At 69.5% G+C, this 23,048-nt stretch carries 18 protein-coding genes and 2 pseudogenes; 13 read left to right on the top strand and 7 right to left on the bottom strand.

Going from position 1 to position 23,048, the window contains the following annotated elements; genetic code table 11:
* Nucleotides 1-912: 912 nt before the first annotated feature.
* Nucleotides 913-1,809 (bottom strand): DMT family transporter, encoded by an 897-nt coding sequence (locus ACZ45Z_RS07990; protein WP_468357882.1) that lies wholly within the window; start codon nucleotides 1,807-1,809, stop codon nucleotides 913-915.
* Between the two features lie 661 nt (nucleotides 1,810-2,470).
* Between ACZ45Z_RS07990 and hpnR the strand changes: the two genes are divergently transcribed.
* Both hpnR and ACZ45Z_RS07980 read left to right on the top strand, forming a co-directional pair.
* Nucleotides 2,471-4,246, top strand: coding sequence for a hopanoid C-3 methylase HpnR (gene hpnR, locus ACZ45Z_RS07985; protein WP_468357879.1), 1,776 nt, complete (start codon nucleotides 2,471-2,473; stop codon nucleotides 4,244-4,246).
* Between the two features lie 25 nt (nucleotides 4,247-4,271).
* Nucleotides 4,272-5,225, top strand: a complete 954-nt coding sequence (locus tag ACZ45Z_RS07980) for an SDR family NAD(P)-dependent oxidoreductase (RefSeq protein WP_468357876.1) — start codon at nucleotides 4,272-4,274, stop codon at nucleotides 5,223-5,225.
* Between the two features lie 63 nt (nucleotides 5,226-5,288).
* Here the strand turns inward: ACZ45Z_RS07980 and ACZ45Z_RS07975 are convergent, their stop codons facing one another.
* Nucleotides 5,289-6,476, bottom strand: a complete 1,188-nt coding sequence (locus ACZ45Z_RS07975) for an MGDG synthase family glycosyltransferase (RefSeq protein ID WP_468357873.1) — start codon at nucleotides 6,474-6,476, stop codon at nucleotides 5,289-5,291.
* A gap of 126 nt (nucleotides 6,477-6,602) precedes the next feature.
* Here ACZ45Z_RS07975 and ACZ45Z_RS07970 point away from each other — a divergent pair, with 126 nt between their 5' ends.
* On the top strand, nucleotides 6,603-7,322 hold the full coding sequence (locus tag ACZ45Z_RS07970; protein ID WP_468357870.1) for a polysaccharide deacetylase family protein: 720 nt from the start codon (nucleotides 6,603-6,605) through the stop codon (nucleotides 7,320-7,322).
* A 210-nt stretch (nucleotides 7,323-7,532) separates the two neighbouring features.
* Here ACZ45Z_RS07970 and ACZ45Z_RS07965 read toward each other — a convergent pair whose 3' ends face one another.
* From ACZ45Z_RS07965 to ACZ45Z_RS07955, 3 genes are all read right to left on the bottom strand, one after another.
* Nucleotides 7,533-7,928, bottom strand: coding sequence for a CBS domain-containing protein (locus ACZ45Z_RS07965; protein ID WP_468357867.1), 396 nt, complete (start codon nucleotides 7,926-7,928; stop codon nucleotides 7,533-7,535).
* Nucleotides 7,929-8,657: 729 nt separating this feature from the next.
* The gene (locus tag ACZ45Z_RS07960; RefSeq protein WP_468357864.1) at nucleotides 8,658-9,812 is read right to left on the bottom strand and encodes an enolase C-terminal domain-like protein; all 1,155 of its coding nucleotides are present in this window, start codon (nucleotides 9,810-9,812) and stop codon (nucleotides 8,658-8,660) included.
* Nucleotides 9,813-10,102: 290 nt separating this feature from the next.
* The gene (locus ACZ45Z_RS07955) at nucleotides 10,103-11,890 is read right to left on the bottom strand and encodes a glycoside hydrolase family 15 protein (protein ID WP_468357861.1); all 1,788 of its coding nucleotides are present in this window, start codon (nucleotides 11,888-11,890) and stop codon (nucleotides 10,103-10,105) included.
* Between the two features lie 632 nt (nucleotides 11,891-12,522).
* Here ACZ45Z_RS07955 and ACZ45Z_RS07950 point away from each other — a divergent pair.
* From ACZ45Z_RS07950 to ACZ45Z_RS07915, 8 genes and pseudogenes are all read left to right on the top strand, one after another.
* Nucleotides 12,523-13,050 carry a hypothetical protein gene (locus tag ACZ45Z_RS07950; protein ID WP_468357858.1) on the top strand — a complete coding sequence of 176 codons (528 nt, stop codon included), beginning with the start codon at nucleotides 12,523-12,525 and terminating at the stop codon, nucleotides 13,048-13,050.
* A gap of 115 nt (nucleotides 13,051-13,165) precedes the next feature.
* Nucleotides 13,166-14,056, top strand: a complete 891-nt coding sequence (locus ACZ45Z_RS07945; protein WP_468357855.1) for a DUF4097 family beta strand repeat-containing protein — start codon at nucleotides 13,166-13,168, stop codon at nucleotides 14,054-14,056.
* A gap of 42 nt (nucleotides 14,057-14,098) precedes the next feature.
* Nucleotides 14,099-15,121, top strand: a complete 1,023-nt coding sequence (locus ACZ45Z_RS07940) for an ATP-binding cassette domain-containing protein (protein ID WP_468357852.1) — start codon at nucleotides 14,099-14,101, stop codon at nucleotides 15,119-15,121.
* The gene (locus ACZ45Z_RS07935) at nucleotides 15,121-15,912 is read left to right on the top strand and encodes an ABC transporter permease (RefSeq protein WP_468357849.1); all 792 of its coding nucleotides are present in this window, start codon (nucleotides 15,121-15,123) and stop codon (nucleotides 15,910-15,912) included. The genes ACZ45Z_RS07940 and ACZ45Z_RS07935 overlap by 1 nt, the downstream gene beginning before the upstream one ends.
* Before the next feature lie 75 nt (nucleotides 15,913-15,987).
* The gene (locus ACZ45Z_RS07930; RefSeq protein ID WP_468357846.1) at nucleotides 15,988-17,247 is read left to right on the top strand and encodes a cytochrome P450; all 1,260 of its coding nucleotides are present in this window, start codon (nucleotides 15,988-15,990) and stop codon (nucleotides 17,245-17,247) included.
* A 3-nt stretch (nucleotides 17,248-17,250) separates the two neighbouring features.
* Nucleotides 17,251-17,484 carry a ferredoxin gene (locus tag ACZ45Z_RS07925; RefSeq protein WP_468357843.1) on the top strand — a complete coding sequence of 78 codons (234 nt, stop codon included), beginning with the start codon at nucleotides 17,251-17,253 and terminating at the stop codon, nucleotides 17,482-17,484.
* A 101-nt stretch (nucleotides 17,485-17,585) separates the two neighbouring features.
* Nucleotides 17,586-17,863 (top strand): annotated as a pseudogene (locus ACZ45Z_RS07920) (transposase); the annotation flags it as partial.
* A 60-nt stretch (nucleotides 17,864-17,923) separates the two neighbouring features.
* Nucleotides 17,924-18,121 (top strand): annotated as a pseudogene (locus tag ACZ45Z_RS07915) (IS5/IS1182 family transposase); the annotation flags it as partial.
* Nucleotides 18,122-18,133: 12 nt separating this feature from the next.
* On the opposite strand, the gene ACZ45Z_RS07910 reads toward ACZ45Z_RS07915, so the two are convergent.
* Both ACZ45Z_RS07910 and ACZ45Z_RS07905 read right to left on the bottom strand, forming a co-directional pair.
* On the bottom strand, nucleotides 18,134-18,907 hold the full coding sequence (locus tag ACZ45Z_RS07910) for a class I SAM-dependent methyltransferase (RefSeq protein ID WP_468357840.1): 774 nt from the start codon (nucleotides 18,905-18,907) through the stop codon (nucleotides 18,134-18,136).
* Nucleotides 18,908-19,189: 282 nt separating this feature from the next.
* Nucleotides 19,190-20,668: an MFS transporter gene (locus tag ACZ45Z_RS07905; RefSeq protein ID WP_468357837.1), complete on the bottom strand. Its 1,479-nt coding sequence runs from the start codon at nucleotides 20,666-20,668 to the stop codon at nucleotides 19,190-19,192.
* Between the two features lie 525 nt (nucleotides 20,669-21,193).
* Here ACZ45Z_RS07905 and ACZ45Z_RS07900 point away from each other — a divergent pair.
* Both ACZ45Z_RS07900 and ACZ45Z_RS07895 read left to right on the top strand, forming a co-directional pair.
* Nucleotides 21,194-21,439, top strand: a complete 246-nt coding sequence (locus ACZ45Z_RS07900; protein ID WP_468357834.1) for a DUF6193 family natural product biosynthesis protein — start codon at nucleotides 21,194-21,196, stop codon at nucleotides 21,437-21,439.
* 709 nt (nucleotides 21,440-22,148) lie between these two features.
* Nucleotides 22,149-22,892 (top strand): class I SAM-dependent methyltransferase, encoded by a 744-nt coding sequence (locus tag ACZ45Z_RS07895; RefSeq protein WP_468357831.1) that lies wholly within the window; start codon nucleotides 22,149-22,151, stop codon nucleotides 22,890-22,892.
* Nucleotides 22,893-23,048 lie beyond the last annotated feature (156 nt).

Genomic DNA, 23,048 nt, shown 5'->3' with positions numbered 1-23,048 from the left:
GACGGGTGAAACGGCCGTCTTCGACGCGCAGATCGCGTCGAGGCGAAGGCGGGTGATGCCGCCACGTGAGCAAGTCGGGGACTCGCTCGCCCGCTACGGGCCAGTCACTACCTCCCTCGCCCTGCGCAGCTACCCGCCCACGTCGCTGCCAACGGCACCGTCAACAGGGTCATGAGCCGCAACGGTCAGGCCGAGCAGATGCGAGCGCTCACCCCGAGCGGCGCTCTCAGCCATCGCCGCCGGAAGGCGGGACGGCCCAGGGGCAGAGGAAGGTAGCGACGGCTGGGAACTCCTGTCTGTGCCGCGGGGAAGGCCGAAAACGCACAGGGTCGAGCGGGGTACGCCGATCCCCGTCTCGCGGTGATGCCGACATCGAGGGGCGCGCGGCACTGCACTGCTCTCGACGAGGGCGGAGGCGCGCATTCGCGAGGGCCGCGTCGATACCGCACCCGACGTCTCGGGTTCGTCTGCCGACCAGTGTTACCCGTATGGACCCTGCCGGGTCGCGCTCGGAGGGGCATGTGCGTAGGTTGCCGGTGCGGCCTGGTTGGCTCGTGCATTGGCTGCGGCGCACTGCCGAGGACGAAGGTGCGCCGCAGCCACCTCCCCCCGGTGCGGGTGACCGTACCGTTGGTCAGCCGCCCGGACGATGACGACCGGGCCGGGCAACCCTCGTCCGTGCCCGCCGACTCCCGCGCTTGACGCCGGATGGACCGGGCGAAGGTCCGCGCGGATACCGGCGTGATCGGGATGACCGGTGCTTCCGGGAGAGCGCGGGGGACCGTGTCGAGTTCGCGCTGAATGGCGTGCCCGGCTCGTAGGAGAGCTTCGCGTCATGCACGCCGATGAAGGGCAGGACCCGCCGCCCGGAGGCGGGATGGACGGGCCCGGGCACCGACCGATACGGCGTGATCAGGATTCAGCCGTCTCCGGGGGCGGTCGCTGATCGGCCACGAGCAGCGGGGAGCGCGCGAGTACGAGGGCCGAGCCGGCGACGAGCACACCGCTCGCGCCGGCGGTGAAGAAGTACACGCCGCCACGCACGCCTTCCCTGAAGACGAAAACACCCCAGAGGATCGATACCAGCGGGTCGGACAGCGTCAGTCCTGGCTGGGCGGCGAGCAGTTCCCCGGCGTGCATGGCGGACTGCAGCAAGAACATGGCCAGCAGACCGGCCACCGCCATCGCGTAGATTTCCCAACCCGTCAGAACGGCGGGGATCCCGCGATCGGCTCGGTCCATCGCGCCTTTCATCAGCGCCGCGGTCAGAGCGAACTGGCAGCCCGCCGCGACACCGAAAGCGGCGGCTCTGCGCCCACTCCCTCGCCCATCGACTCCTGGATGGCTGCGTCGGCCGACCTCCACGGCTCCGGCGACAAGCACGAGGTTGGCGCCGACGCCTGTCACCCAGCTCGGCCAGCTCACCCCATGGGCCGGCGCCGACGTGGGCCCGAGGCAGTAGAGGAGCCCAGCCAGGCCCACCGTCATCCCGAGGAGAGAAAGCCACTCTCTGCTGTGCAGTTTCGAATGGAAGGCCCAGGAGGAAATCAACAGGGCCAGGGGCAGCTCCAGTACGAGGATGGACTGGACCACCGACAGGTGTCCGAACGCCAGCGCCGCCGCCTGGAGAAGAAAACTGAGCACGATGCAGAAGAGCCCGGCGAACCAGACCGGTCGGCGCACCAGTTCCGCCATCAGCCGCCACCGGAGGCTGTCCTCCTGCGGAAGGCCACGGTTGGCGTGGCGCTGCAGCACCGAAGCGGCCGCGTTGGCGCAGGCGGCCAAGACAGCCAGCAGGTAGCTCAGCATGACGTCCTCCACGGGCGCACGGCGCGAACTCCGGTCCCTTTCCGTCGACGCGTTTTTCGTTCCCACTTCCTGCCGCGCCCCGCGCGCGGAGCCTCGACGTCGGCATCCAGCGGATGCCGCGGTGCCACAGACACCATCTTCCCCGCGCCTTCGCAGGCCGGCGGACGACTCGCACGACGGACCGGGATGTCTTGGCAGCCGGTGACAGGGAGAGGAGATACGGAGAGGAGATACGGAGAGGAGATACGGAGAGGAGATACGGAGAGGAGATACGGAGAGGAGTGGAGCAAGCCCCACGGCACGGCTGGGGAGCCCGCCAGGCGCACCCGCTGACCGGTGAGTGGAGGGCTGCGACAGCCGCGCGGTCTTCTGCGAGCAGTCCAGAAGCGTCCAACTCCACGAAACGTCCAACTCCACGAAACCTCCAACTCCACGTACCCCCACCCCGCTGCCTGAGTGGTTCGGCAGGCCGTTCCGAGAGGGATGCGGTCATGACTGGTGTGTCGGGTCACTTCAACGGTCGTTTTTCGAGACGATCAGCGGCCCCGTGCCGCCATCGGTTGCAGGCTTGGCCTCCACGTGGGGCATCTCGGGCCCCGGCGGTTTATTCAGCGGTGGGGGCGGACACCGTGGTCCCACGCCGTCGTCGTGGAGGTTCCTCGTGCGCTTGCTGCTGGTCCATCCGAGTGCTCTGATGTATTCGGAGATCTTTCTGCGGCTGGAACCCCTGGGCCTTGAGCGTGTGGCCGGAGCCGCGCGGGAGGCGGGGCACGACGTACGCCTGATCGACCTGCAGACCGAGTCGCATGCGGCGCTCCAGCGGGAACTGATGGCGTTTCGCCCCGAGGCCATCGGGGTCTCCCTCAACTACCTGGCGAACATCCCCGAGGCCATCGAGCTCGCCCAGCGGGTCAAGCAACTGCTGCCCGGCGTGTTCGTCTTCTTCGGCGGCCACAGCATCTCGTTCGTCGCCGAGGACGTGCTCCGGCAAGCCGACGGCGCGGTCGACGCCATCGCCCGCGGTGAGGGGGAGACCGCGGTCGTCCCGTTGTTGGAGGCGGCGCGCGACGGTGGCCTCGCGCAGGTCCCCGGCGTCATCACCGCGGACGGCCGCGGCCCCGCGCCGCGGATGCTGCACAGCATCGACTCGCCCCGGCCGGCCCGCGACCTGGTGCGCAACCGCCGCCGCTACTTCATCGGCGAACTCGACCCGTGCGCCTCCATCGAATTCACCCGCGGTTGCCCCTGGGACTGCTCGTTCTGCTCGGCGTGGACGTTCTACGGCCGCAGCTACCGCAAGGCCTCCCCGCAAGCCGCGGCGGAGGAAATGGCGAGCATCCGCGAACGCAATGTCTTCATCGTCGACGACGTCGCCTTCATCCGTCCCGAACATGGTGACGGCATCGCCGCGGAGCTGGAGCGCCGTCGTATCCGGAAGAGCTACTACCTGGAAACCCGGGCCGACGTCCTGCTGCGCAACACGGAGGTTTTCGAACGGTGGTCGCGGCTGGGGCTGAAATACATGTTCCTGGGCATGGAAGCCATCGATGCCGAGGGCCTGGACCTGTATCGCAAACGCATCAGCCCGGACGAGAACTTCCACGCCCTGGAAGTGGCCCGCAAAATGGGCATCACCGTCGCCATCAACCTGATCGTTGATCCGGCCTGGGACGAAGAACGGTTCCGCATCGTCCGCGAGTTCGCCCTGTCCGTCCCGGAGATCGTCCACCTGACGGTGATGACGCCCTACCCCGGCACAGAGATCTGGCATACCGAGGCGCGGAAGCTGACCACGCGTGACTACAGGCTCTTCGACATCCAGCACGCCGTGGTCCCCACCACCCTCCCGCTGGATGTCTTCTACCGGGAGCTGGTCCGGACCCAGGCGGTCATCAACCGAAAACACCTGGGCCTGCGTACCGCGTTCGGCGCCGCCCGGGTCCTGGCCGGCAACCTCGCCCGAGGCCAGACCAACTTCGCGCGGATGCTGTGGCGTTTTCACCGCGTCTACAATCCCCAGCGGCAGCTCGCCGACCACGACCGGCCCGTACGCTTCGAACTACCGCTCCCCAGGCGCCTCGATGTCGCAGACCGGCAGCAGCTCTACATTCACGCCAAACCCACCGCGCGCGGCGGCCAGATGACGGCACCGCCCAGCCGGCGGCACCGGGGTGAGCGCCGGCCCCCGGCAGCCGGCCGCTTCGCCACCGCGCCAGGCGGCCGTGGTTCCCACCAACAGCCCCGCCAGATGGCGCGGCCCAACCTCTCGTGGCGCTATGTGGTTATGACCGAACCAGGCGACTTCTCCTCCCGCGACCGGCCGGAAAATCCCCGATCACCGAGGACCGGCCGCGTGGCGGAGGCCCGGAAGACTCGCGCAGACCCCGTAATGTCTGGCCCTTCCTCGCGATCCGCGCAGTCGTCGCGATCCTTCTGATCTTCGTGGGCATTTTCCTCATCTGATGCGCAGGCACCGCACCACTCGATCGAGCGTCAATTCGTACCGGCTTGCCTGTGTTCTGGTGTCCGTACCGGCCCAGTGCCAACCGGCCGGCATCGTAAGGGTGGAATCTCCTGTGAAAGCTGCGCGCCCGATCGCTGCCCGGTCCGCTTTCGGCCTCGCCCGGCCCGGGCAGCGCGCGGAGCGTTCGGATTCGGACCACCACACCCGCGCGCGCACTGTTCTGATCACCGGAGCCTCGTCCGGGATCGGGGCGGCCGTCGCGGCGCGGTTCGCCGCCGAGGGGGGCTGGCGCCTGCTGTTGAACGGGCGTGACCGCCCGCGTCTGGAACGCACCGCGACCCAGTGCGGTGCCCTTGCCCTGCCCGGGGACCTCGCAGGGCAAGAGGGCTGCCGCCGGCTGGTCGACACGGCCTACGACACGGCCGGTCAAGTGGACGTGCTCGTCGCGGGCGCGGGGATCGGCTGGGCCGGGCCATTCCCGTCGATGCCGCCCGCTGCCATCGACGAGGTACTGGCCGTGGACGTGGCCGCGGTGATGCACCTCGCGCGTCTGGTGCTGGCGCAGATGGTGAGCCGAGGCCAAGGCCGGCTGATCATCATCGGGTCGATCGCCGGTTCGGTCGGCGTCCGCCAGGAGGCCGTCTATTCCGCGGCCAAAGCGGCGCTGGCCACCTTCGCCGACAGCCTGCGCTACGAACTGGCCGGCACCGGCGTACACGTCTCCATGGTGATCCCCGGTGTGGTCGACACACCGTTCTTCGCCCGCAGAGGCACGCCGTATCAACGCTCCCGGCCGCGCCCGCTCGACCCGGCACGCGTCGCGGACGCCGTCTGGGAAGCGCTCACTCACCAGCGCGCCGAGGTGTTCGTACCCCGATGGCTGCGCGTCCCCGCACGCCTCAAAGGAATGGCACCGGGCCTCTTCCACTACCTGGCCAGACACTTCGCCTAGCTCACCGGTCTCCTAGCTCACCGCAATCTCTGCCCGGAACCTTTGCCGGCTCAGAGTGGCCTTCTACCGCCCGGCTCGACCGGTCGCGTCCCGCACTTCCGCGATCAGGGCGTCGGTGGCGTCCCACGAGAAGAGGTCTCGCCCGGCGGCGATCTGCGCCTCCCGTTGGGGGCCGGGCCCGCAGAGTTGACCGAGTGCCGCCAGCAGACCGGCCGGCGACTCGACGTGCCTGGCCAGGCCGGCTTCCGCCATCCGTCGGGCGCCCGCCACCCCGTGACCGGGGATGGTTCGGTAGCTCACCACGGGCAGCCCGGCCGCCAGGGCCTGCGCCGCCGTCTGACCGGCCGCGTTCTCCACCAGCGCGCGGGTGGCGGACATCAGAGCCGGCACGTCGGTGACCCAGCCGAGAACCACCGCCTGCGGCACCGCACGAGCGAGGCGCTCCCGCAGAGCCGGGTTCCGTCCGCACATCACCACGGGCAGGTAGGCGCCGCTCCTGCTGAGGAGTGCGGCCGTCTCCTCCAAGTGCGCCCCCACACCCCATGCCCCGGTGGACAGGAGCACCGGAAAACGACCGGGCGCGCGTTCGGCGAACTCTCGGAGGTAGGGGGCGGCGCGCTCGGCGGCCACCGTTTCCCCGAAGGTTTCGGCCACCACTGGACCGGTCATCACGGTCCGCCGGGCGCCCAGGTGGCGGGCTGCCTCCCGCGTCTGAGGGGTGGGGCACAGGTACAGATCATTGGCCGTATGAATCCACTGCCGGTGCACGGCGAAATCCGTGATCATCACGATGGCGGGCACCCGCAGCTCCCCAGAGGCCCGTAGTCGCCCGCTCATCTGCGCGGCCAGGTGGAAAGTGGCGATCACGGCATCCGGTGGGTGTGCGGCCAACCTGCGCCGTAGCGCCCGCGCCGCAGGACGGACGACGGGTGAGGTGTTCGGACGGCGTGCCCCTGGTGCACAGGGCGCGGGCGGAGCGAAGTAGGCGCGGTAGATGACGTCATACAGCCAAGGCGCGTGGCGGATCATCGCGGCGTAGAAGCCGCGCAGCGCGGCGCCTGTCCGCAGCGGGAGGAGATCAAGGACATCGATGGTCTCCGCCTGGTGCCCGCGTGCCCCCAATCGGTGCGCCAGCTCGTCGGCCACGCAGTGATGGCCGGCGCCCATGCCGGCGCTCAGAATCACGAACCGTCGGCCCATCCCGCTCACCGCCTTCGCGCTGCCCGCTGTCGCCTTTCTCCCCTCAGCCACACTATGGGTGATATGGAGCAAGGCTGCCGCGAAGGTCTCGCTTGCGGCCCAAGAGGTACCGCGGTGGCAGGAGGACCCCTCGCGGATCTGGCAGGTGCTTCGCCAGGCGCCTCGTACGGACCACCGATGCGGCGCGCGGTACCGGCCTGCGCGCTGACGGCGGCCGCGCTGCACCTCGGACCGGCGTCGACCTGGCTGCCCGCCGTACGGCGCGTGCTGTTTCCGGCTCTGGACGGGCAGGGCAGCCCCGGCCACGTCGCCCTCACCTTCGATGACGGCCCGGATCCCGCGAGCACGCCGTACTTCCTCGACGCCCTCGACCGCCTGGGCATCAGGGCGACCTTTTTTCTCCTCGGTGACGGTCTTGCGGCCGCGCCGGAACTGGGCAGGGAACTCGTCGCCCGTGGCCATGAGGTCGGCGTCCACGGCTGGATCCACCGCCGGCCCTGGCGGCCCGCGCCGTTGCGGGAACTGCGTGAACTGCGGCGGACCTGCCAGGTCGTCACCGCGATCTGCGGGACGGTGCCGCAGTGGTACCGGCCGCCGTACGGAATCCTCACCGGTGACCGCTGGCACGCGGCCCGGCACCTCGGGCTGCGGCCCGTCCTGTGGTCGGTGTGGGGCCGGGACTGGGAGCGCGGGGCCACCGCCCGCACAGTGGTGCGCACCGCCCAGCGAACCTTGCGTGGAGGTGCGACCCTCCTTCTCCACGACACCGACCGCACCTCCGCCCCCGGCTCCTGGCGTGCGGCCTTGCACGCCCTGCCCGCCCTCGTCGAGATGTGCACCGATCAGGGACTGGCCGTCGGCCCGCTGGGCGCACACGCGGTGGCCGGCCGTCGCTGACCGCGCGGTGCGGGAAGAGGCCCGTACGGCAATGAAGAGGCCCGTACGGCAATAGGGAGGGACCTCAGCAGATGCGGGGCAGGGAGCCAGGTGCCTGGCGTACAGCCGGAAGACCTACTGGTGCGCTTCGTCGCCCGCCAGGCGGTGAGCGGCCGCAACCGCCCTCCCTGTAACGGATGCGTCCTTGGTGCCTTCCGGTGGAGCCCTGCGTCAATCGGTGGAGAGTGCCTCAAGGAGATCGCCGACCTGGGGGTCGGGCAGGTCGCGGGCGACGTCGGCCTGGGCGACCATGCCGACCAGCTCATGGCCGTCGAGTACGGGCAGCCGGCGGATCTTGTGCGCGGTCATGGTCCGCAGGATCTGGTGGGTGTCATCATCCACGTCGATCGTCACCACCTCGCCTTGAGCGAGTTCTCCCGCCTTCGTCGTGGCCGGGTCCTTTTCCCGTGCGAGGACCTTGATCACGATGTCCCGGTCGGTCAGCATGCCCTTGAGCCTGTTGTCGGTACCGCAGATCGGCAGGGCGCCCACGCCCAACTGGGCCATCTTCTTGGCCGCCAGCACCACGCTCTCCTCCGTACTGACGCACTCCACACCAGTCGTCATGATTTGTCTCGCGCTCGTCATACGCCTCAAGCCCTTCACCTTCGCAAAGGTCGGATTTCCGGCCAGCCCGCGCAGGGCCGGTTCTCGGGTATTCGTACGCCCGCGTGCGCAGCCCGCCAAGCACCTACGCCTTGACGGGAAACAAACCATCCGGTTGGCACAGAACCACGCCGCCGCGCACCTGGCGACGCCTGAGCGCCAAACACAGAGGGATAGAGGGCCGGCAGTCATTGATCGCTGCCGCCAGGCCAATGATTTCGCTTCGACGAGCCGGAAGAAAGAAGAAAAGGGCGCCACACCGAGCAAAATGACCCGTCAATGCAGTAACGTTTCCTTTGCGAAGCCCCGCGGTCTCCCCCGTCCGCGGGGCTTCGTCAACCGCTCAGGGATCCCGCGCGCATCTTCAGCACGGAGCTTCGGCCGTCCGGCCGCAGGGGCCGCGCTTCGGCCCGCACCGCAGCGCCGGCTCTTCCCGGTCCTCACCTGCCCGTGCTGAATCGAAGAGCTCTGCTCCGGACAGGTGACAGCAGGCGTCGCGGCGCGGTTTCGGAGGGCTGCCGCACGGGCTGTCTCCGACCCGCGTCACGTACCTGGTGGTCGATGGTCTCCCTTGCCCGGGCGGGCCGGGGATCCGCGGATCGGTCGTCGCCGGCACATCTCGAACGTCGGCGCATCTCGAACATCGCGTCGGGATTCCTTGGGCGATCGAGTCCGCACTGTCCTTCGGCTTCATGCCCCACGCGAGCCGTACACGCGGTACGCCTCGGCGTCCGCCCACCTGACTTCCAGGCCGAGGCCGGGCCGGGAGATGTCCGGGCGGAGCGCGCCGCCTTCCGGGGGCAGCGTCCCGTCGAACAACTCCCCTTCGACGCGCACGTGGTCGTGGAAGTACTCCAGGTGCCGCAGCCGTTTCACCGCGCAGAACGCGTGGGCCGACACCGCCGGGGCGCAGTGCGCCGACAGGTCGATGTGATGACCCGCCGCGAGGCCGGCCACCTCCAGCACCCCGGTGATGCCCCCACAGCGGGTCACGTCCGCCTGGAGGCAGTCCACGGCCCCGGCCTCCAGCAGATTGGTGAAGTCACGCGATACGAAGGCGTATTCGCCGGCCGCGATCTCCAGGCGGCCGGGCCCCTGGTCCCGGAGCAGCCGCAGTCCCTCGAAGTCCGCAGAGCTGACCGGCTCCTCAAACCACCTGACGTCCCAGTCCTCGGCGAATCGCCGCGCCCAGTACAGCGCTTCTTTGCGGGAGAGCGCGCCGTTGGCGTCGACGAACAACTCCGGTGCGTCGCCGATCGCTTCGCGCACCGAGGACAGCCGCGCCGGATCTTCCTCCGGCCGCCGGGAGCTCTTGAGCTTCACCCGGGGGATGCCCTGTGCCACCCAGTCGGCGAGTTGGCCGGCGAGCCGGTCGTGTGGGTAGTTGGTGAATCCGCCGCTCCCGTAGACCGGTACCCGGTCGTGGAAGGCGGGCAGCAGACGCAGGAGTGGCAAGTCGAGCAGCCGCGCCTTGAGGTCCCACAGGGCCACGTCCACCGCGGACACCGCCATGGCGCCGACGCCGGGCCGTCCGGCGTTGCGGATCTGGGTGAACAGGTGGTGCCACAGCGCGGGCGGCGACGAGGGGTCCGCTCCGCGCAGCATCGGCGCGAGCTTGGAAGTGATGAACGTGGCGACCGAGACGTCTCCGTAGGTGTAGCCGATCCCGGTACGGCCGCCGCCGTGTACGCGGACCAGTACCAGGGTGGTCGAGTCCCATTCCAGGGTGCCGTCCTGCTCTTTTCCACCGGGTCCGTCGGTGGGGAACTCGAACGCGTGCACGTCCACCGCGTCGATGGTGCATTCCGGGCCCGTTCGGGCGCCGGCCGAGGAACTACTGGTCATGGTGGCCGCGGCCGGGCAGATGCATCAGGTCGCCCTCGCCTCCCCTTCGGTCCTTTCCGTGCACTTAGGGGGTCACCGCGAAGCGGGCCGGGCAAACCCGTCAGCCGCCGGGCCACACCTATGGCCCGCGACGCGGCGTAAACGGCACCAGGCGGATCAGCCCGGCGATACCGGATCAGCCACGGCGATACCGGATCGGCCACGGTGGTACCGGAACCCCTCACTCGTCCACGGTTTCTGTCATGAAATGACCCAGCGGTTCGCCATGGAGCAGGAGAAGCGCGAACCTTTCAGAGGGGCTGCCAGGGCTCGGTGAGCCGGACCGAGCACTCAAGCATGAGGGCGTGGACGAAAGCCTGCGGGAGGTTGCCCCGCAGTTGGCGCTGCGCGACGTCGTACTCCTCGGAGTAGAGACCTGCGGATCCACAGGCGCCGCGGTTGCGCTCGAACCAGCGGTGCGCCACGACCTCGTTGCCCTGCTGGTGCTCGGCGAGGGCCGTTATGAACCCACACAGCAAGAACGCTCCCTCGGCTGCCGGCATGGGCCGGTCATCGTGGCGGAAGCGGTACGCGAAATGGTCGTCGGTGAGCTCGTTGACGTAGCCGCGCAGCGTGGCAAGGGTCCTCGGATCGTCGGCGGGGACCGCGCCACGGAGGGGCGGCAGCAGCAGTGCGCCGTCCAGACCCGGGTCGTGCGGGGACCGCTGCCAGCGTCCCGAGGGGTGCGTACAGTCGGCGGAGGTGTCCGCGACAAGCTTCCCGGCCAGCGCGAGCCAGTCAGCCGATCGCTCGGGCGATGTCCCTGCCCCGGCGGCGGCGCGGAGCCCGGCAGCGCAGGTCAGCCGGCTGTGCGCCCACCTTTGTGGCGCCAATTCCCATACCCCGGCGTCCGGTTCGTGGTGACGGCGGGCGATCGCGTCGGCCGCGATCGCCATGGCCCGTCGTCCGTCGGCATCGAGCCGGTCGTGGCGGGCGGCTGCGGCGAGCAGCAGCAGGGCCTCGCCGAAGGCATCGAGTTGAAACTGCTTGTTGACCTGGTTGCCCACCAGGTCGTAGCCCCCCGGGTAGCCGACGAGGCCCAGTCCACGCTGGTCGGGGATCGTGCCGCCGTCCACCGTGTACGCGGGAGCCAGGCGCGGGCCGTCCTCGTGCAGCCGGGCCGTGACGAAGCGCACCGCGCCGTCCAGCAGCGGGTCGGCGCCGACGGTGGCCACCGCCTGGCCCGCGTAACACTGGTCGCGGATCCACACGTAGCGGTAGTCGTAATTGCGGCCCTCCTTCGCCCGCTCCGGAAGGCTGGTGGTCGTGGCCGCGACCATGCCTCCGGCCGAACCGGTCAGTCCGCGCAGCACCGTGTATGCCTGGACCGTGTCCCGCCGCGCGATGGTCTTCTCCAGCGCGGGTACCTCCCGGCGCCACGCCACCTCGGTGGCCTGCCACAGGGCGGAGGCGTCCGGAGGCGCCTCCTCCAGGGGCCGGTCACTGATCTCCAGTACCAGGTCATGATGTGAGCCGGAATCGAGGGCGAGTTCCATCGCCACTCGCCGCCCACCGGGACCGACCGCGCGCAGCAGCGGCCAGCCCGACCAGCGCAGCCGCAGATCACCGGCGCGCCCGCTCCACACCCCCTCGTCCTCGCGCCTCATGTCACGCAGCGCGTGTGCGCCGAAGCCGGGGCTCGGCTCCAGGATGACGGATACCCGGGTGTCCTCGTCCCGGGCGAGGACACGTCGCAGCACCACCGCGCGGTGGGGGTCACCGGGAAAGGCCAACGCCTCACGGCACTCGACGATGCCGTTGTCGGTGACCCAGCGACTGCGCCAGATCAGGGACCCTTCCTCGTAGTAGCCGCCCCAGACGGTGCGGCCCACCGGTGTGACGGCGTACAGTCCGCTGCCGCCGATGAGCGTGGAGAAGACCGCGTCGGAGTCCCACCTCGGCGCGCACATCCAGACGAACTCCCCGCGCGGACCGACCAGGATGCCGCGTTCACCGTCGGCCAGCAGGGCATAGTCGCGCAATGGCTGAGGGGCGAACTCCCCTGTGCCTTCGGCCCTTCCCGGCGCCGTTCGCGTCATCGGTCGCCCTTCCGCCTGCTTCGATCCGCTCCGCCGACCGGGCTGCCGACCGGTCCCGTGGTCGTTGTTGGTTCGGCTGACCACGGGGGGCGCGCTCCCGCATGGCACAGGACTCCCTCACCGGGACCGATCTTCCTCAAACCCCACGATAAAGGGCCACTGGCCGCACCGCTCCAGCGCTCACCGGAGTGATGCCTCTCCGTGGGGATGTGACGGGGTGCGGCAACGCGCCATGGCAGCGGTGTGGCGACCGGCTCCGGCGGTGGGGTGACGGGATCTGGTGGCCGGGGGTGTCAGCGTTTGGGAGTGATCCCTGGTGGCCAGTGCGCTGGGCCGCGCTGGCTACCGCCCCGCCGGACGTCGCCATATCCCGACGGCGATCGTCGAACGTCCGGAGCCGCTCACCGGCGAGGGCGCTTCGGCGCGGCCCTGTGAGTCCTGCGGTTCATTGAGTGCTCCGTGCTCCTACGGCGCCATCGTGGCATCGTCGTGGCGCCACGGGAAGCCATCCGAGTGCCACAGCGGTGTCGCGGCACGCCAAATCAAGAGAGAAATCGCAGGCCAGAGGGGTGGGCGCCAAAAAGGAGCCAAGTTGGCTCGCCGTGGCGCCATCGATGTGCCATGATGGCGTCATGGACCTCACGCCCTACGTCGACAACCTCCGGCAAGAGCTGGCCGTCGCCGCGGACGCCGGCGGCGACGACGCCCGCGCCCTCGCCGAGCGGCTCACCGCCCCTCTCGAGTCCGCCGCCCGCCTGACCCTCCTCAACGCACTGTCCGCCGCCATGGGCGAGGTCACGCGGGAGTTGGCGCCGGGCTCGGTCGACGTGCGACTGCGCGGACTCGACCCGGAGTTCGTGGTGACGGCGCCGCCCGCCCCCGAGCCGTTCCGGGAGGCGCGAGAGCCGGTCGCGGAACCCGCCGCCGCGCCGCCACCGCCGCCCGCTGACGCCGACGACGGCGCCATGGCGCGGATCAACTTCCGCCTCCCCGCCCACCTCAAGGCCCGCACCGAGGACGCCGCGGCGGCGGAGGGTCTGTCGGTCAACGCCTGGCTGGTGCGGGCCGTGTCCACCGCCCTCGTCGGCGGGGAGCGCACAAGCCCGCCGGGCCGGGGCAAGGACTCGGGCAGCCGGGGCTTCACCGGCTGGGTTCGCTAGGGCCGCCGGCCCACCCACCCCACTTTCACCGGCGGGATCGCCGATCCCACCGACGTCCCTCATCACCCGCCTCACCAGCGGAATCAACCACCCAAGCCAAGAGGACGGAACAGCCATGCCTTCTTTCGAGACCCCCGAACCCATCTCCGCCACCCTGGAGTTGGAGGTCGGCACCGCTCGCATCACCGCGGGCAAGCGCACCGACACCGTCGTGGAGGTGCTGCCGCGCGACGGATCCGACGACAACGACGTTCGCGCCGTGCAGCAGACCCAGGTCACCTGCTCGGGCGGCCGCCTCACAGTCAGGACGCCCAAGAAGCGGTCCCTGTTCGGCAAGCCGGGCGCCATCGAGGTGAGCATCGAACTGCCCGCGGGCTCGGAGATCCGGGGCACCTCGGCCATGGGCGGCTTCTTCTGCGAAGGCCGCCTCGGGGACGTCACGCTCAAGACCTCGCTCGGCGACCTCCAGATCGACGAGGTGGCCGGCGCCGACCTCAAGACCGACCACGGCGACATCCGCCTGGCCCGCTCGACCGGGGACATCGAAGTCATCGGCGCGGGCCGGATCGAGGTCGGCACGGTCGCCGGCGCGGCGACCGTCAAGAACAGCAACGGCGCGACCGAGGTCGGCGAGGTCACCGGCGGCCTGAAGACCAACGCGGCCAACGGCGACACCTCTGTCGGCATCGCGCACAGCGACGTCGTCGCCAAGTCCGCCAACGGCCGGATCGAGATCGGCGTCGCCCACGCCGGGGTCGACGCGATGTCCTCCAACGGCGCCATCCGCGTCAGAGACGCCGCCCGCGGCTGGATCGACCTGCGCACCTCCGTCGGCGACCTCGAAGTGGGCATCCACGAGGGCACCGCCGCCTGGCTCGACCTGAACCCCAAGTACGGCACGGTACGCAACGCGCTCGGCTCCGCCGCCGGCCCCGCGGACTCCGACGAGACCGTCGAGGTGCACGCCCGGACCGCGGTCGGCGACATCATCATCCGCCGCGCCTGACCCCGCGTATCCCCAACTGACCATCCCCGAAAGGAAAGTGGCATGACTGCCACCCAGACATCCGCGCCGATCGCCGGGCACGCGCCGGCGCCGGCGATCGCCGCCACCGGATTGCGCAAGTCCTACGGCGACAAGCTCGTGCTCGACGGCATCGATCTCAACATCGCCGAAGGCACCATCTTCGCTCTGCTCGGGCCCAACGGCGCCGGCAAGACCACCACGGTGGAGATCCTCTCCACGCTCATCGCTGCCGACGGCGGCGAGGCATGGGTCGCGGGCCGCCATCTGACCCGGGCCGCCGACGCGGTGCGCTCCGTGATCGGTGTCACCGGCCAGTTCTCGGCCGTCGACAACCTGCTGACCGCCGAGGAGAACCTGCTCCTCATGGCGGATCTGCACCACCTCGACCGGCGCGAGGGCAAGCGGAGGGCCAAGGACCTGCTTCGCCGCTTCGACCTGTCCGAGGTGGCGGGCAAGACCGCCGTCACCTTCTCCGGCGGTATGCGGCGCAAGCTCGACCTGGCGATGACCCTGGTCGGCGATCCGCGGATCATCTTCCTCGACGAGCCCACCACGGGACTCGACCCCCGCAGCCGGCGCACCATGTGGGAGATCATCCGGGACCTGGTCGCCGACGACGGCGTCACCATCTTCCTGACCACCCAGTATCTCGAAGAGGCCGACCAACTCGCCGACCGGATCGCCGTGTTGGACCACGGCAGGCTGATCGCCGAGGGCACCGCCGACGAGCTGAAGCAGCGCATCCCCGGCGGCCACATCCGGGTGCGGTTCGCCGACGCCCGGACTTTGGACACCGCCGCGGCCATCTTCGGCAACGCCACGCGCGACGAGGACTCCCGCACCCTGCAGATCCCCAGCGACGGCTCCATTCCCAACCTGCGGGCCGTCCTCGACACCCTGGAATCCTCCGCCGTCCAGGCAGAGTCGCTCACCGTGCACACCCCCGACCTCGACGACGTCTTCCTGACGCTCACCGGCCGGCCCCGCCCCGCCGACACCGCCGACACCATCGACACCGCCGCATCGCCGAAGGAGAACGCCTGATGGCCACCGTGTCCTACGCCGCCCGAGACTCCAGGACGATGCTGCGGCGCAACCTCAAGAAGGCCCTGCGCTACCCGTCCCTGACGCTCACCGTCGTCATCATGCCCATCATGATGCTGCTGCTGTTCAACTACGTCTTCGGCAGCGCGCTGGGCTCCGGCATCAGCGGCCTGCCCACCGGCAGCGGCGACTACATCGACTACGTCGCGCCCGGCATCATCCTGATGGCAGCCACCTCCGGCGCCCTGACCACCGCGATCAGCGTGTGCGTCGACAAGACCGAGGGCATCGTCAACCGCTTCCGTACGATGCCGATCTCCCGGGCCTCGTTCCTGACCGGCCATGTCGTCGCGGGTGTGATCCAGACCATGACCAGCGTCACGCTCGTCATCGCAGTCGCACTCCTGATGGGCTTCCGTCCCAGCGCGACGCCCGGCGAGTGGATCGCCGCGATCGGCCTGCTCACCGTGCTCACCCTGGCCCTCACCTGGCTCTCCGCGGGCATCGGCCTGGTAGCCAAGAACCCGGAGACCGCCAGCAACATCCCGATGCCGCTGACCTTCCTGCCGTTCGTCGGCAGCGCCATCGTGCCGACCGAGTCCATGCCCACCGGCCTGCGCTGGTTCGCCGAGAACCAGCCGTTCACGCCGATCATCGAGACCCTGCGCGGCCTGTGGCTCGGCACCGAGATCGGCTCCAGCGCGGCCATCGGCCTCGCCTGGTGCGCGGCACTCAGCCTGGTCGGCTACCTGTGGGCGCGCCACACCTTCAAGACCGGCGCCAAGCGGTAACTACTTCTCTCCTCCAGTCACTTCGCCGACTCGCACCATTCACACCACCCCGCCCGACGATCCCAGGAGCACCCTATGGCGTACGACCCGACGGCCGCCGACACCACCACCAACGACGGCACCACCACCGACACCACCACCACCGAAGAGCCGCCCACCCTGCCCACCGACCGACGCACCGGCTGCCCCTTCGACCCACCCGCCGAACTCACCGCGCTGAGGGACAAACCGCTGCGCCGCCTGCGCTACGCCGACGGACACGTCGGCTGGATGGTCACCGGCCATGCCGCGGCCCGCGCGATCCTGGCCGACCCGCGCTTCAGCTCACGCTACGAACTCCTGCACCTGCCCGTACCGGTCCCAGGCATGCCGCAGGAGCTGCCGCCGGCGCCCGTCGGCGACATCACCGGCCTGGACGCCCCCGAGCACACCCGCTACCGACGCCTGCTCACCGGCAAGTTCACCGTCCGCCGCATGCGCCAACTCACCGAGCGAGTCGGGCAGTTAACCGCCGAGTGCCTGGACGCCATGGAACAGGGCGGGCCCACCGCCGACCTCGTGGAGGCGTTCGCGCAGCCCGTGCCCGCACTCATGATCTGCGAGCTGCTCGGCGTGCCGTACGCCGAACGGGAGCGCTTCCAGAGCCAGGTGGCGACCCTCTTCGACCAGACGGCGGATGCGGAGGCGAAGGGCGGGGCCTACATGGCGATACTCCAGTACCTGAACGAACTGGTCCTCGCCAAGCGCGCCGAGCCCACCGACGACCTGCTCAGCGACCTGACCACCTCCGACCTCACCGACGAGGAACTGGCCGGAATAGGCGGGCTGCTGCTCGCAGCCGGTCTCGACACCACCGCGAACATGCTCGGGCTCGGCACGTTCGCCCTGCTGAGCAACCCCGATCAGCTCGAGGCCCTGCGCGCCGACCCGGGCCTTGCCGAGCAGACCGTGGAGGAGCTGCTGCGCTACCTCAGCGTGGCCGACCCACTGCTGAGATCGGCGCTCGAAGACGTCGAGGTGGAGGGGGAACTCATCAGGGCGGGCGAGTCCGTGACCGTGTCCGTGCAGGCCACGAACCGCGACCCGCACAAGTTCCCTGACCCCGACCGGCTCGACATCCATCGCAAGGCCACCGGTCACCTGGCGTTCGGCCACGGCGCCCACCAATGCCTGGGCCAGCAGCTCGCCCGCGTCGAGATGACCGTCGCGTTCCCGGCACTCCTCGCCCGCTTCCCCACCCTGCGCCTCGCCGTGCCGCCGCAGGAGGTGCCGTTGCGCGACCGCTCCAACATCTACGGCGTGATCAGCCTGCCCGTCACCTGGGACAAGGAGTAGCCCATGAGCGACCCACGAGAGCCGCTGCGTCTCCACGTCGACCGCGACCGCTGCGCCGGCGCCGGCATGTGCGCCCTGACGGCCCCCGAGGTCTTCGACCAGGACGACGAGGAAGGCCGGGTGGTGCTCCTGCACCCCGCGCCGGCCCCCGAGCACCGGGCCGCCACCCGAATGGCCGCCGGCCTCTGCCCCGCCGGAGCCATCACCCTCAACCCCCCGGATTCCACGGACTCGTAGCGACCGTGGCACTTCCCGGACCGAGAACCCCGCACCGCGCACCGGTGGGGGGCTCTCGCGTGTGCTGGACCCGTCCACCACGCCGCAACGGGATCTCGTAGCGGCTGCGCACCGGGACGCCCTGGCGGGGATCTTTCTGCGCGTTTCGGTCCGGGGAAGACCGTGGACCAGCGACACAGACACTGGTCGGCAGACGGCACGTGGGACAAGACCATCGCGGCCGTCCTGGCCGACGCCGACGCGGAAGGCCGGATCGACTGATCGATGGTGAGCGACGATTCGACCACCTGGCGGGCCCACCAGCACGCCGAACGGGAGCCCGCAGGGGCGTGCCGCGAGCGCCGGGGAAACACGCACGCCCCCGCAGCACCGCCCCGGCTAGGGACTCGGACGTTCCCGGGGCGACCTGACCTGCAAGACCTCGGTGGCGATCAGGCGCAACTCGTCCCGCCGCAACAGCCGCTACCTGAGACGATGCCAGATCAAGCCCGCCACCCCCGAGCCGAAGAACCAGCGAGCCAACCGGCAAGCCCGCTGCAGCAAGGGCGGCCGACCAGTCCGCTTCGACAAGACGATCTACCAGCGCAGGAGCGAAGTGGAGCGGACAACCCCCACCCTGAACAACTTCCGGCCAGTGATCTCTGACTGGCTAGTCGTCCGAGCCGGTAGCCGACGGCGGTACCTCGACGATGAAGAACAGGAAGTTGGGTTTGGTCGAAAGGCCATGGAAGCCCTCGGGGAACAACTCACGGGCGGCCGGGTCGGGCTGCGGCTCGCTGATGGTGGAAAGACGGAAGCCGGCGGTGGTGAAGGCATCGATCATCGCGTGCAACGGCCTGCGCCAGAACCTCATCGGGACGGACTGCCCGTTGAACGTCCAGTCGAAGGTATAGCTGGTGGTCGCGAAGTAGTCGGGCCGAGGATCCTGGAACGTGTAGGCCACGACAGGATGATCCACCGACACGATCAGCCGGCCGCCGGGCCTGAGAACTCGCCGTAGCTCGGCCAGCGTCGGCCCCCAGTCCTCCAGGTAGTGCAGGACCAGCGACGCGACCACGTCGTCGAACGCGCCGTCGTCGAACGGCAGACGGTCGCGCAGGTCGACCACGTGCAGGGCCACGTCGTCACCGAGCCGCCGCCTGGCAAGTGCCAGCATCCCAGCGCTGGCGTCGATGCCGGTGACGACCGCACCGCGGTCGCGCAGTGCAGCGGAAAGGGAGCCTGAGCCACAGCCGGCATCCAGGATCCGGCGACCGGTCACGTCTCCGGCGAGGGCCAACATCGCGGGCCGCTCGTAGTACGCGTTCACGAGGCTGTTCTCGGTTTCCGCAGAGTACGCCTCGGCGAAGCTGTCGTAGTCATTCGCCTGGCCCCGATCGGCAGGCTGGGCGAAGCTCTCGGGCACGTCGGTTACGCGTTCCATCGTCGCAGCCTAGTAGTCACATGATCCGCCGGACGGAAACCAGCCAGGGCCACGCCTCGACGCTGGCCGGCCGCGTCCCCGCACACGGTGCCTGCGCTCCAGGACTCGCCGACAACCGCGCTCCCGCGCGTCCTTGAGGCGTTTCTTGGTGATCTGGTTGATGGGCATGGGCATGGGCATGGGGGCGTCGCTCCTCGTGGCTGTGAGAGAGAAAGGGGGAGGGGAAGGGGATGAGGGGGCGGCGGCACGGGAAGCGGGTGCCGCCGCCTTGAAGGAACTGGCCTAATCGGTCCGGCTGTTCGTGCGCTTGGGCAGGAAGAACATCAGGGCCCACATCACGGCGAAGGCGCCGCCGACCCACCAGAGCACGCCGGTGAACGCATCCCGGTTGACCGCGGCGTCGGGCGAGCCGCCGGTGACTGAGAAGAACACGAGGGCGGTCAGCGCGGTACCGAGGGCGATGCCCAAATGCATCGCGGTGTTGAACAGGCCCGAGGCTGAACCGGCGCTCTCGTGCGGCACCTTGGCGAGCGACATGTCGGCGATCGGTCCGCCGATCGCGCCGAGGCCGAACCCGAGCATCAGGACGGGGACGGTCGTCGTCAGGAGCGTCAGGTCGCCCTGCAGGCTGACGACCTGGAGCCCGTAGGCCGCCAACGAGCTGACGGCGATCAGGACTCCGGCCTGGGGCAGGCGGCGCCCGAAGCGCCCGGCGGTCTTCATCCCGATCACCGCACCGGCCAGCTCGCCGAGGGAGAGCGTCACGAAGGCCACGGCCGCCTGGAATGGGCTCATGCCCAGGCCGCGCTGCAGGTACAGCGTCCAGGTCATGAAGAACAGGCCGCACAGCAGGCCGAGCATCAACTGCGCGGACAGACCGCCGGAGAACGCCTTGCCCTTGAAGAGGGACAGAACCACGAGCGGGGCCTCCTTCTTGCGCTGCTGGTGGCGCAGGAAGATGCCGAGTACGAGGAGACCGCAGGCGAGCACGGCGAAGCACCACAGTGGCCAGTGGTGTGCGTGGCCCTCGGTGAGCGGGAAGACGATCAGGAACACGGCCAGCGCGGACAGCAGCATGCCGGTGAGGTCGAGGCGGTCGGCGTTCTCCGCGGTCGACTCGGTGATGAACTTCCGGCCGAGGAGGAGCACGGCGACGCCGACGGGCACGTTGATCAGGAAGATCGGCCGCCAGCCCAGTCCGAACAGGTCTGCTTCGGCGAGCACGCCGCCCAGGACCGGGCCCAGGACGTTGGCGAGCGACAGGACGGCCCCGTAGAGGCCGAACGCCCTGCTGCGGTTCTTCCCGTCGAAGGTGACGTGGAGGGTTGCCAGGACCTGCGGGATCATCACGGCGGCTCCACCACCCTGGAGCACGCGGGCGGCGATCAGCATGCCCGGGCCGTTCGCGATGCCGCACAACAGCGAGGCGAGGGTGAACACGGCGGTGCCGATGAGGAGGACCTTGCGTCGGCCGTATATGTCGCCGAGTCTGCCGCCGGTGATCAGCCCGAGGGCGATGGTCAGCGAGTAGCCGGCTGTCAGCCACTGCACAGCGGCCGGTACGGCGCCGATCGTTTTCTGGAGGGTGGGGAGGGCGGTGAGGACGACCGACTGGTCGAGGATGTCCATGAGCTCGGCGACCAGGACCACCACGAGGGCGATCCTGGCGGCCCGGGTCAGCCTGGATGCTGTGCCGGACGCGGCGTGGGCCGAGGGCTCGGCTGGGTGCTTCGGCTCGTTGTCGAGCACGGGAGAAGCCACGGGGGGACTCCTGGTTCAGGAATCGGGGAGCTCGCCGTCAGCCGCGCCGGGGCCGGAAAACACGAAACCCGGGGCAGTCGGCAGAGCTGCACCCGGGAAATGACAGGAAACTTGCGGGGGTGGGTGACGCAACTCAGGCCAGTGCGACGTCCGCCCCCGGGCACGTTCCAACGATCAGAACGTGGGGGAATGCGGACGGCTACAGGGCCTGGGAGATACGTCGTCACCTCGAAACCACTACAGAAGGACCAGGAAGTCCGAAACCGCCGCCGAAGGGGTCTTCGGGGCGGGGACTCATCCACGATACGACAGCCCCAGGCCCCTGCGCACGCGAGATACGCGGAGGCCCTCCGTGAGGCCGAGAGGGGGCGCGTCCCGCTGCCGATTGAGTTCCGGCCAGGCAACCTGTCGACCGCCGGCCACCAGCGGCTCGGGCACAATCAGGAGCCGTGCCCACCCCTCCTGACCCCACTGTCCTGTACCCCGACGTCGCGGCCTGACGACATCCGCCGGGCAGCACCCTTCGTGCACCTGACCGGACGCTTCGAGGTGCCCGACCTCGACCCCGCGCGCCTGACGCACTCCGAGTGGCAGAGCATGCGCCAGGAGGCGAGCGAACTGGAGTATGTCTGGAAGGAGACGTACCAAGCCCTGATTGAGGCGGCGCACGCCGAGCCGGCGCTGCGCGCCCTCTACCCGTTCACGAGCCACTGGGCGCTGCGCTTCTCGATTACCACCCGCCCGCGCCTGACCGTCGTCGGACGTGCCTGATGGCGCACAGCGACGGTACGCACGGGGTGGGCAGGCTCTTCACCGGCGGGGACCTCGATCGATGCGCCACGGTGCATGAGGCGGTGGAGCTGGCAGTGTGTCAACTGCCCTCCGGCCTCAGGCCAGTCGCGCTCGGCGAATGACTGTGCTCGTGGCCAGAGCAGTGTCGCAGTGCCGGCGATCGTCCCAACCGGGCCCCAGGGACAGCGTCCACTTCCAACGGCAGAAATGGCCGCGCGAGCGAAGCCGCTGTGCGCCCGTGCCCGTGGTGACGTCATCGCTTGGCGCGTGACTGGGCGAGCCTGGTTCCAGCCCTGGTCAGCCTCTGGCCGAGGAGGTGGATTGGCTCGCGTCCGTGTCGGCACTCCGCGCTCTGTGCCCGTCCAGTAGGTACCGGGGCATCGGTGGAGTTCCGAGAGTTGAGAGGGAAGGTTGTGGGAGGGGGAGAGGGCTCCAAGGGAGAGGGGGGAGAGGGGGGAGAGGGGGGAGAAGAACATTGAATTATGGAGGATGCAAGGGGTGAATGACATGTGAGGTGATGTTGGGTGATACGAGGGTCACCGGCCAACTTCTTTGTGGCATCTGCCAGTACGGCGGCCAGGCAGGGCGGAGGGAGACTTTCTGCCACGACCGCGACCTGGCAAGTCTCTGCATCGGGGCGGCCCGGCGTGGCCACGTAACAAGGACGAAGCGCAGAAGGGGGCAGCACGTGAGCGTGCAGCAGTACGACGAGATCGGCGAGGCATTCGAGGGATTCAAGTCCCTGCCGCTGATGCGTTACGGGGAGGTGCCGAGCTTCCTGGACATGGTCGGGGACGTGAGTGGCAAGTCGGTTCTCGACGTGGCGTGCGGCACCGGTTTCTACAGCCGGGAGTTCAAGCGGCGCGGCGCCACGGATGTCTTCGGTGTCGACATCTCCGTCGAGATGATCTCCGCCGCGCAGGAGAGCGAGCAGCGTGACCCGCTGGGTGTGCGCTACGAGGTCGGTGACGTGGCCGATCTGCGGCCTCTCGACCGGCGCTTCGACATCGCCGTGGGCGTTCAGTGCCTCAACTACGCCGAAGACATCGCGGAGATGAAGCGGATGTGCCACAACATCCACCAAAACCTGTTTCCGGGCGGGGAGTTCTTCGTATTCGCCCAGAAGCCGGACTACCGGTTCGACTGTGAGTCCCTGGACAGGTACGGGTTCCGCTGCGAGCCGACCGGCGAGGAAACCGAGACGGGTCTGCGAGTGCGGGTCACGGCTCTCCTCGACCCGCAGCCGATCAGCATCGTCAGCACGGTCCCGCGCCGCGAGGTCTACGAGGACTGTCTGCGGGCGGCCGGCTTCAGTGAGGTGGAGTGGGTGCCGCTGCAGGTGTCCGAAGCCGGCATCCGTGAGTTCGGTGAGGACTTCTGGGCGGACCTCCTCGCGAAGCCGCCGCTGGTGATGCTGCGCTGTCGCGCCTAGCCGGCAGGCCGGCCGACTGGCTGGTTGGCCCTCCAGTACCGTTCCGTCCCGAGTCTTCCTCGGGACGGAACGGTACTGGAGGTCTGGTCCTGGAGGGGATGCGCGACAGCGGCGCCGCACCGCGCCACGGGCGGGGCGCCGACTACGGGGCTCTCC

This window comes from Streptomyces sp. NPDC031210 (genome assembly GCF_055570395.1).
Note: the sequence above shows the minus strand (reverse complement) of the source record. Positions and strands in the feature narration are given on the sequence as shown.

Excerpts from the sequence above, each read along its gene's own strand:
- ACZ45Z_RS07970 (WP_468357870.1), top strand. The coding sequence starts at position 6,603 with ATGCGGCGCGCGGTACCGGCCTGCGCGCTGACGGCGGCCGCGCTGCAC.
- ACZ45Z_RS07945 (WP_468357855.1), top strand. The coding sequence starts at position 13,166 with ATGCCTTCTTTCGAGACCCCCGAACCCATCTCCGCCACCCTGGAGTTG.
- ACZ45Z_RS07980 (WP_468357876.1), top strand. The coding sequence starts at position 4,272 with ATGCGCAGGCACCGCACCACTCGATCGAGCGTCAATTCGTACCGGCTT.
- ACZ45Z_RS07925 (WP_468357843.1), top strand. The coding sequence starts at position 17,251 with ATGAGCGACCCACGAGAGCCGCTGCGTCTCCACGTCGACCGCGACCGC.
- ACZ45Z_RS07955 (WP_468357861.1), bottom strand. The coding sequence starts at position 11,890 with ATGACGCGAACGGCGCCGGGAAGGGCCGAAGGCACAGGGGAGTTCGCC.
- ACZ45Z_RS07930 (WP_468357846.1), top strand. The coding sequence starts at position 15,988 with ATGGCGTACGACCCGACGGCCGCCGACACCACCACCAACGACGGCACC.
- ACZ45Z_RS07940 (WP_468357852.1), top strand. The coding sequence starts at position 14,099 with ATGACTGCCACCCAGACATCCGCGCCGATCGCCGGGCACGCGCCGGCG.
- ACZ45Z_RS07990 (WP_468357882.1), bottom strand. The coding sequence starts at position 1,809 with ATGCTGAGCTACCTGCTGGCTGTCTTGGCCGCCTGCGCCAACGCGGCC.
- ACZ45Z_RS07960 (WP_468357864.1), bottom strand. The coding sequence starts at position 9,812 with ATGACCAGTAGTTCCTCGGCCGGCGCCCGAACGGGCCCGGAATGCACC.
- ACZ45Z_RS07910 (WP_468357840.1), bottom strand. The coding sequence starts at position 18,907 with ATGGAACGCGTAACCGACGTGCCCGAGAGCTTCGCCCAGCCTGCCGAT.
- ACZ45Z_RS07965 (WP_468357867.1), bottom strand. The coding sequence starts at position 7,928 with ATGACGACTGGTGTGGAGTGCGTCAGTACGGAGGAGAGCGTGGTGCTG.
- ACZ45Z_RS07950 (WP_468357858.1), top strand. The coding sequence starts at position 12,523 with ATGGACCTCACGCCCTACGTCGACAACCTCCGGCAAGAGCTGGCCGTC.
- ACZ45Z_RS07935 (WP_468357849.1), top strand. The coding sequence starts at position 15,121 with ATGGCCACCGTGTCCTACGCCGCCCGAGACTCCAGGACGATGCTGCGG.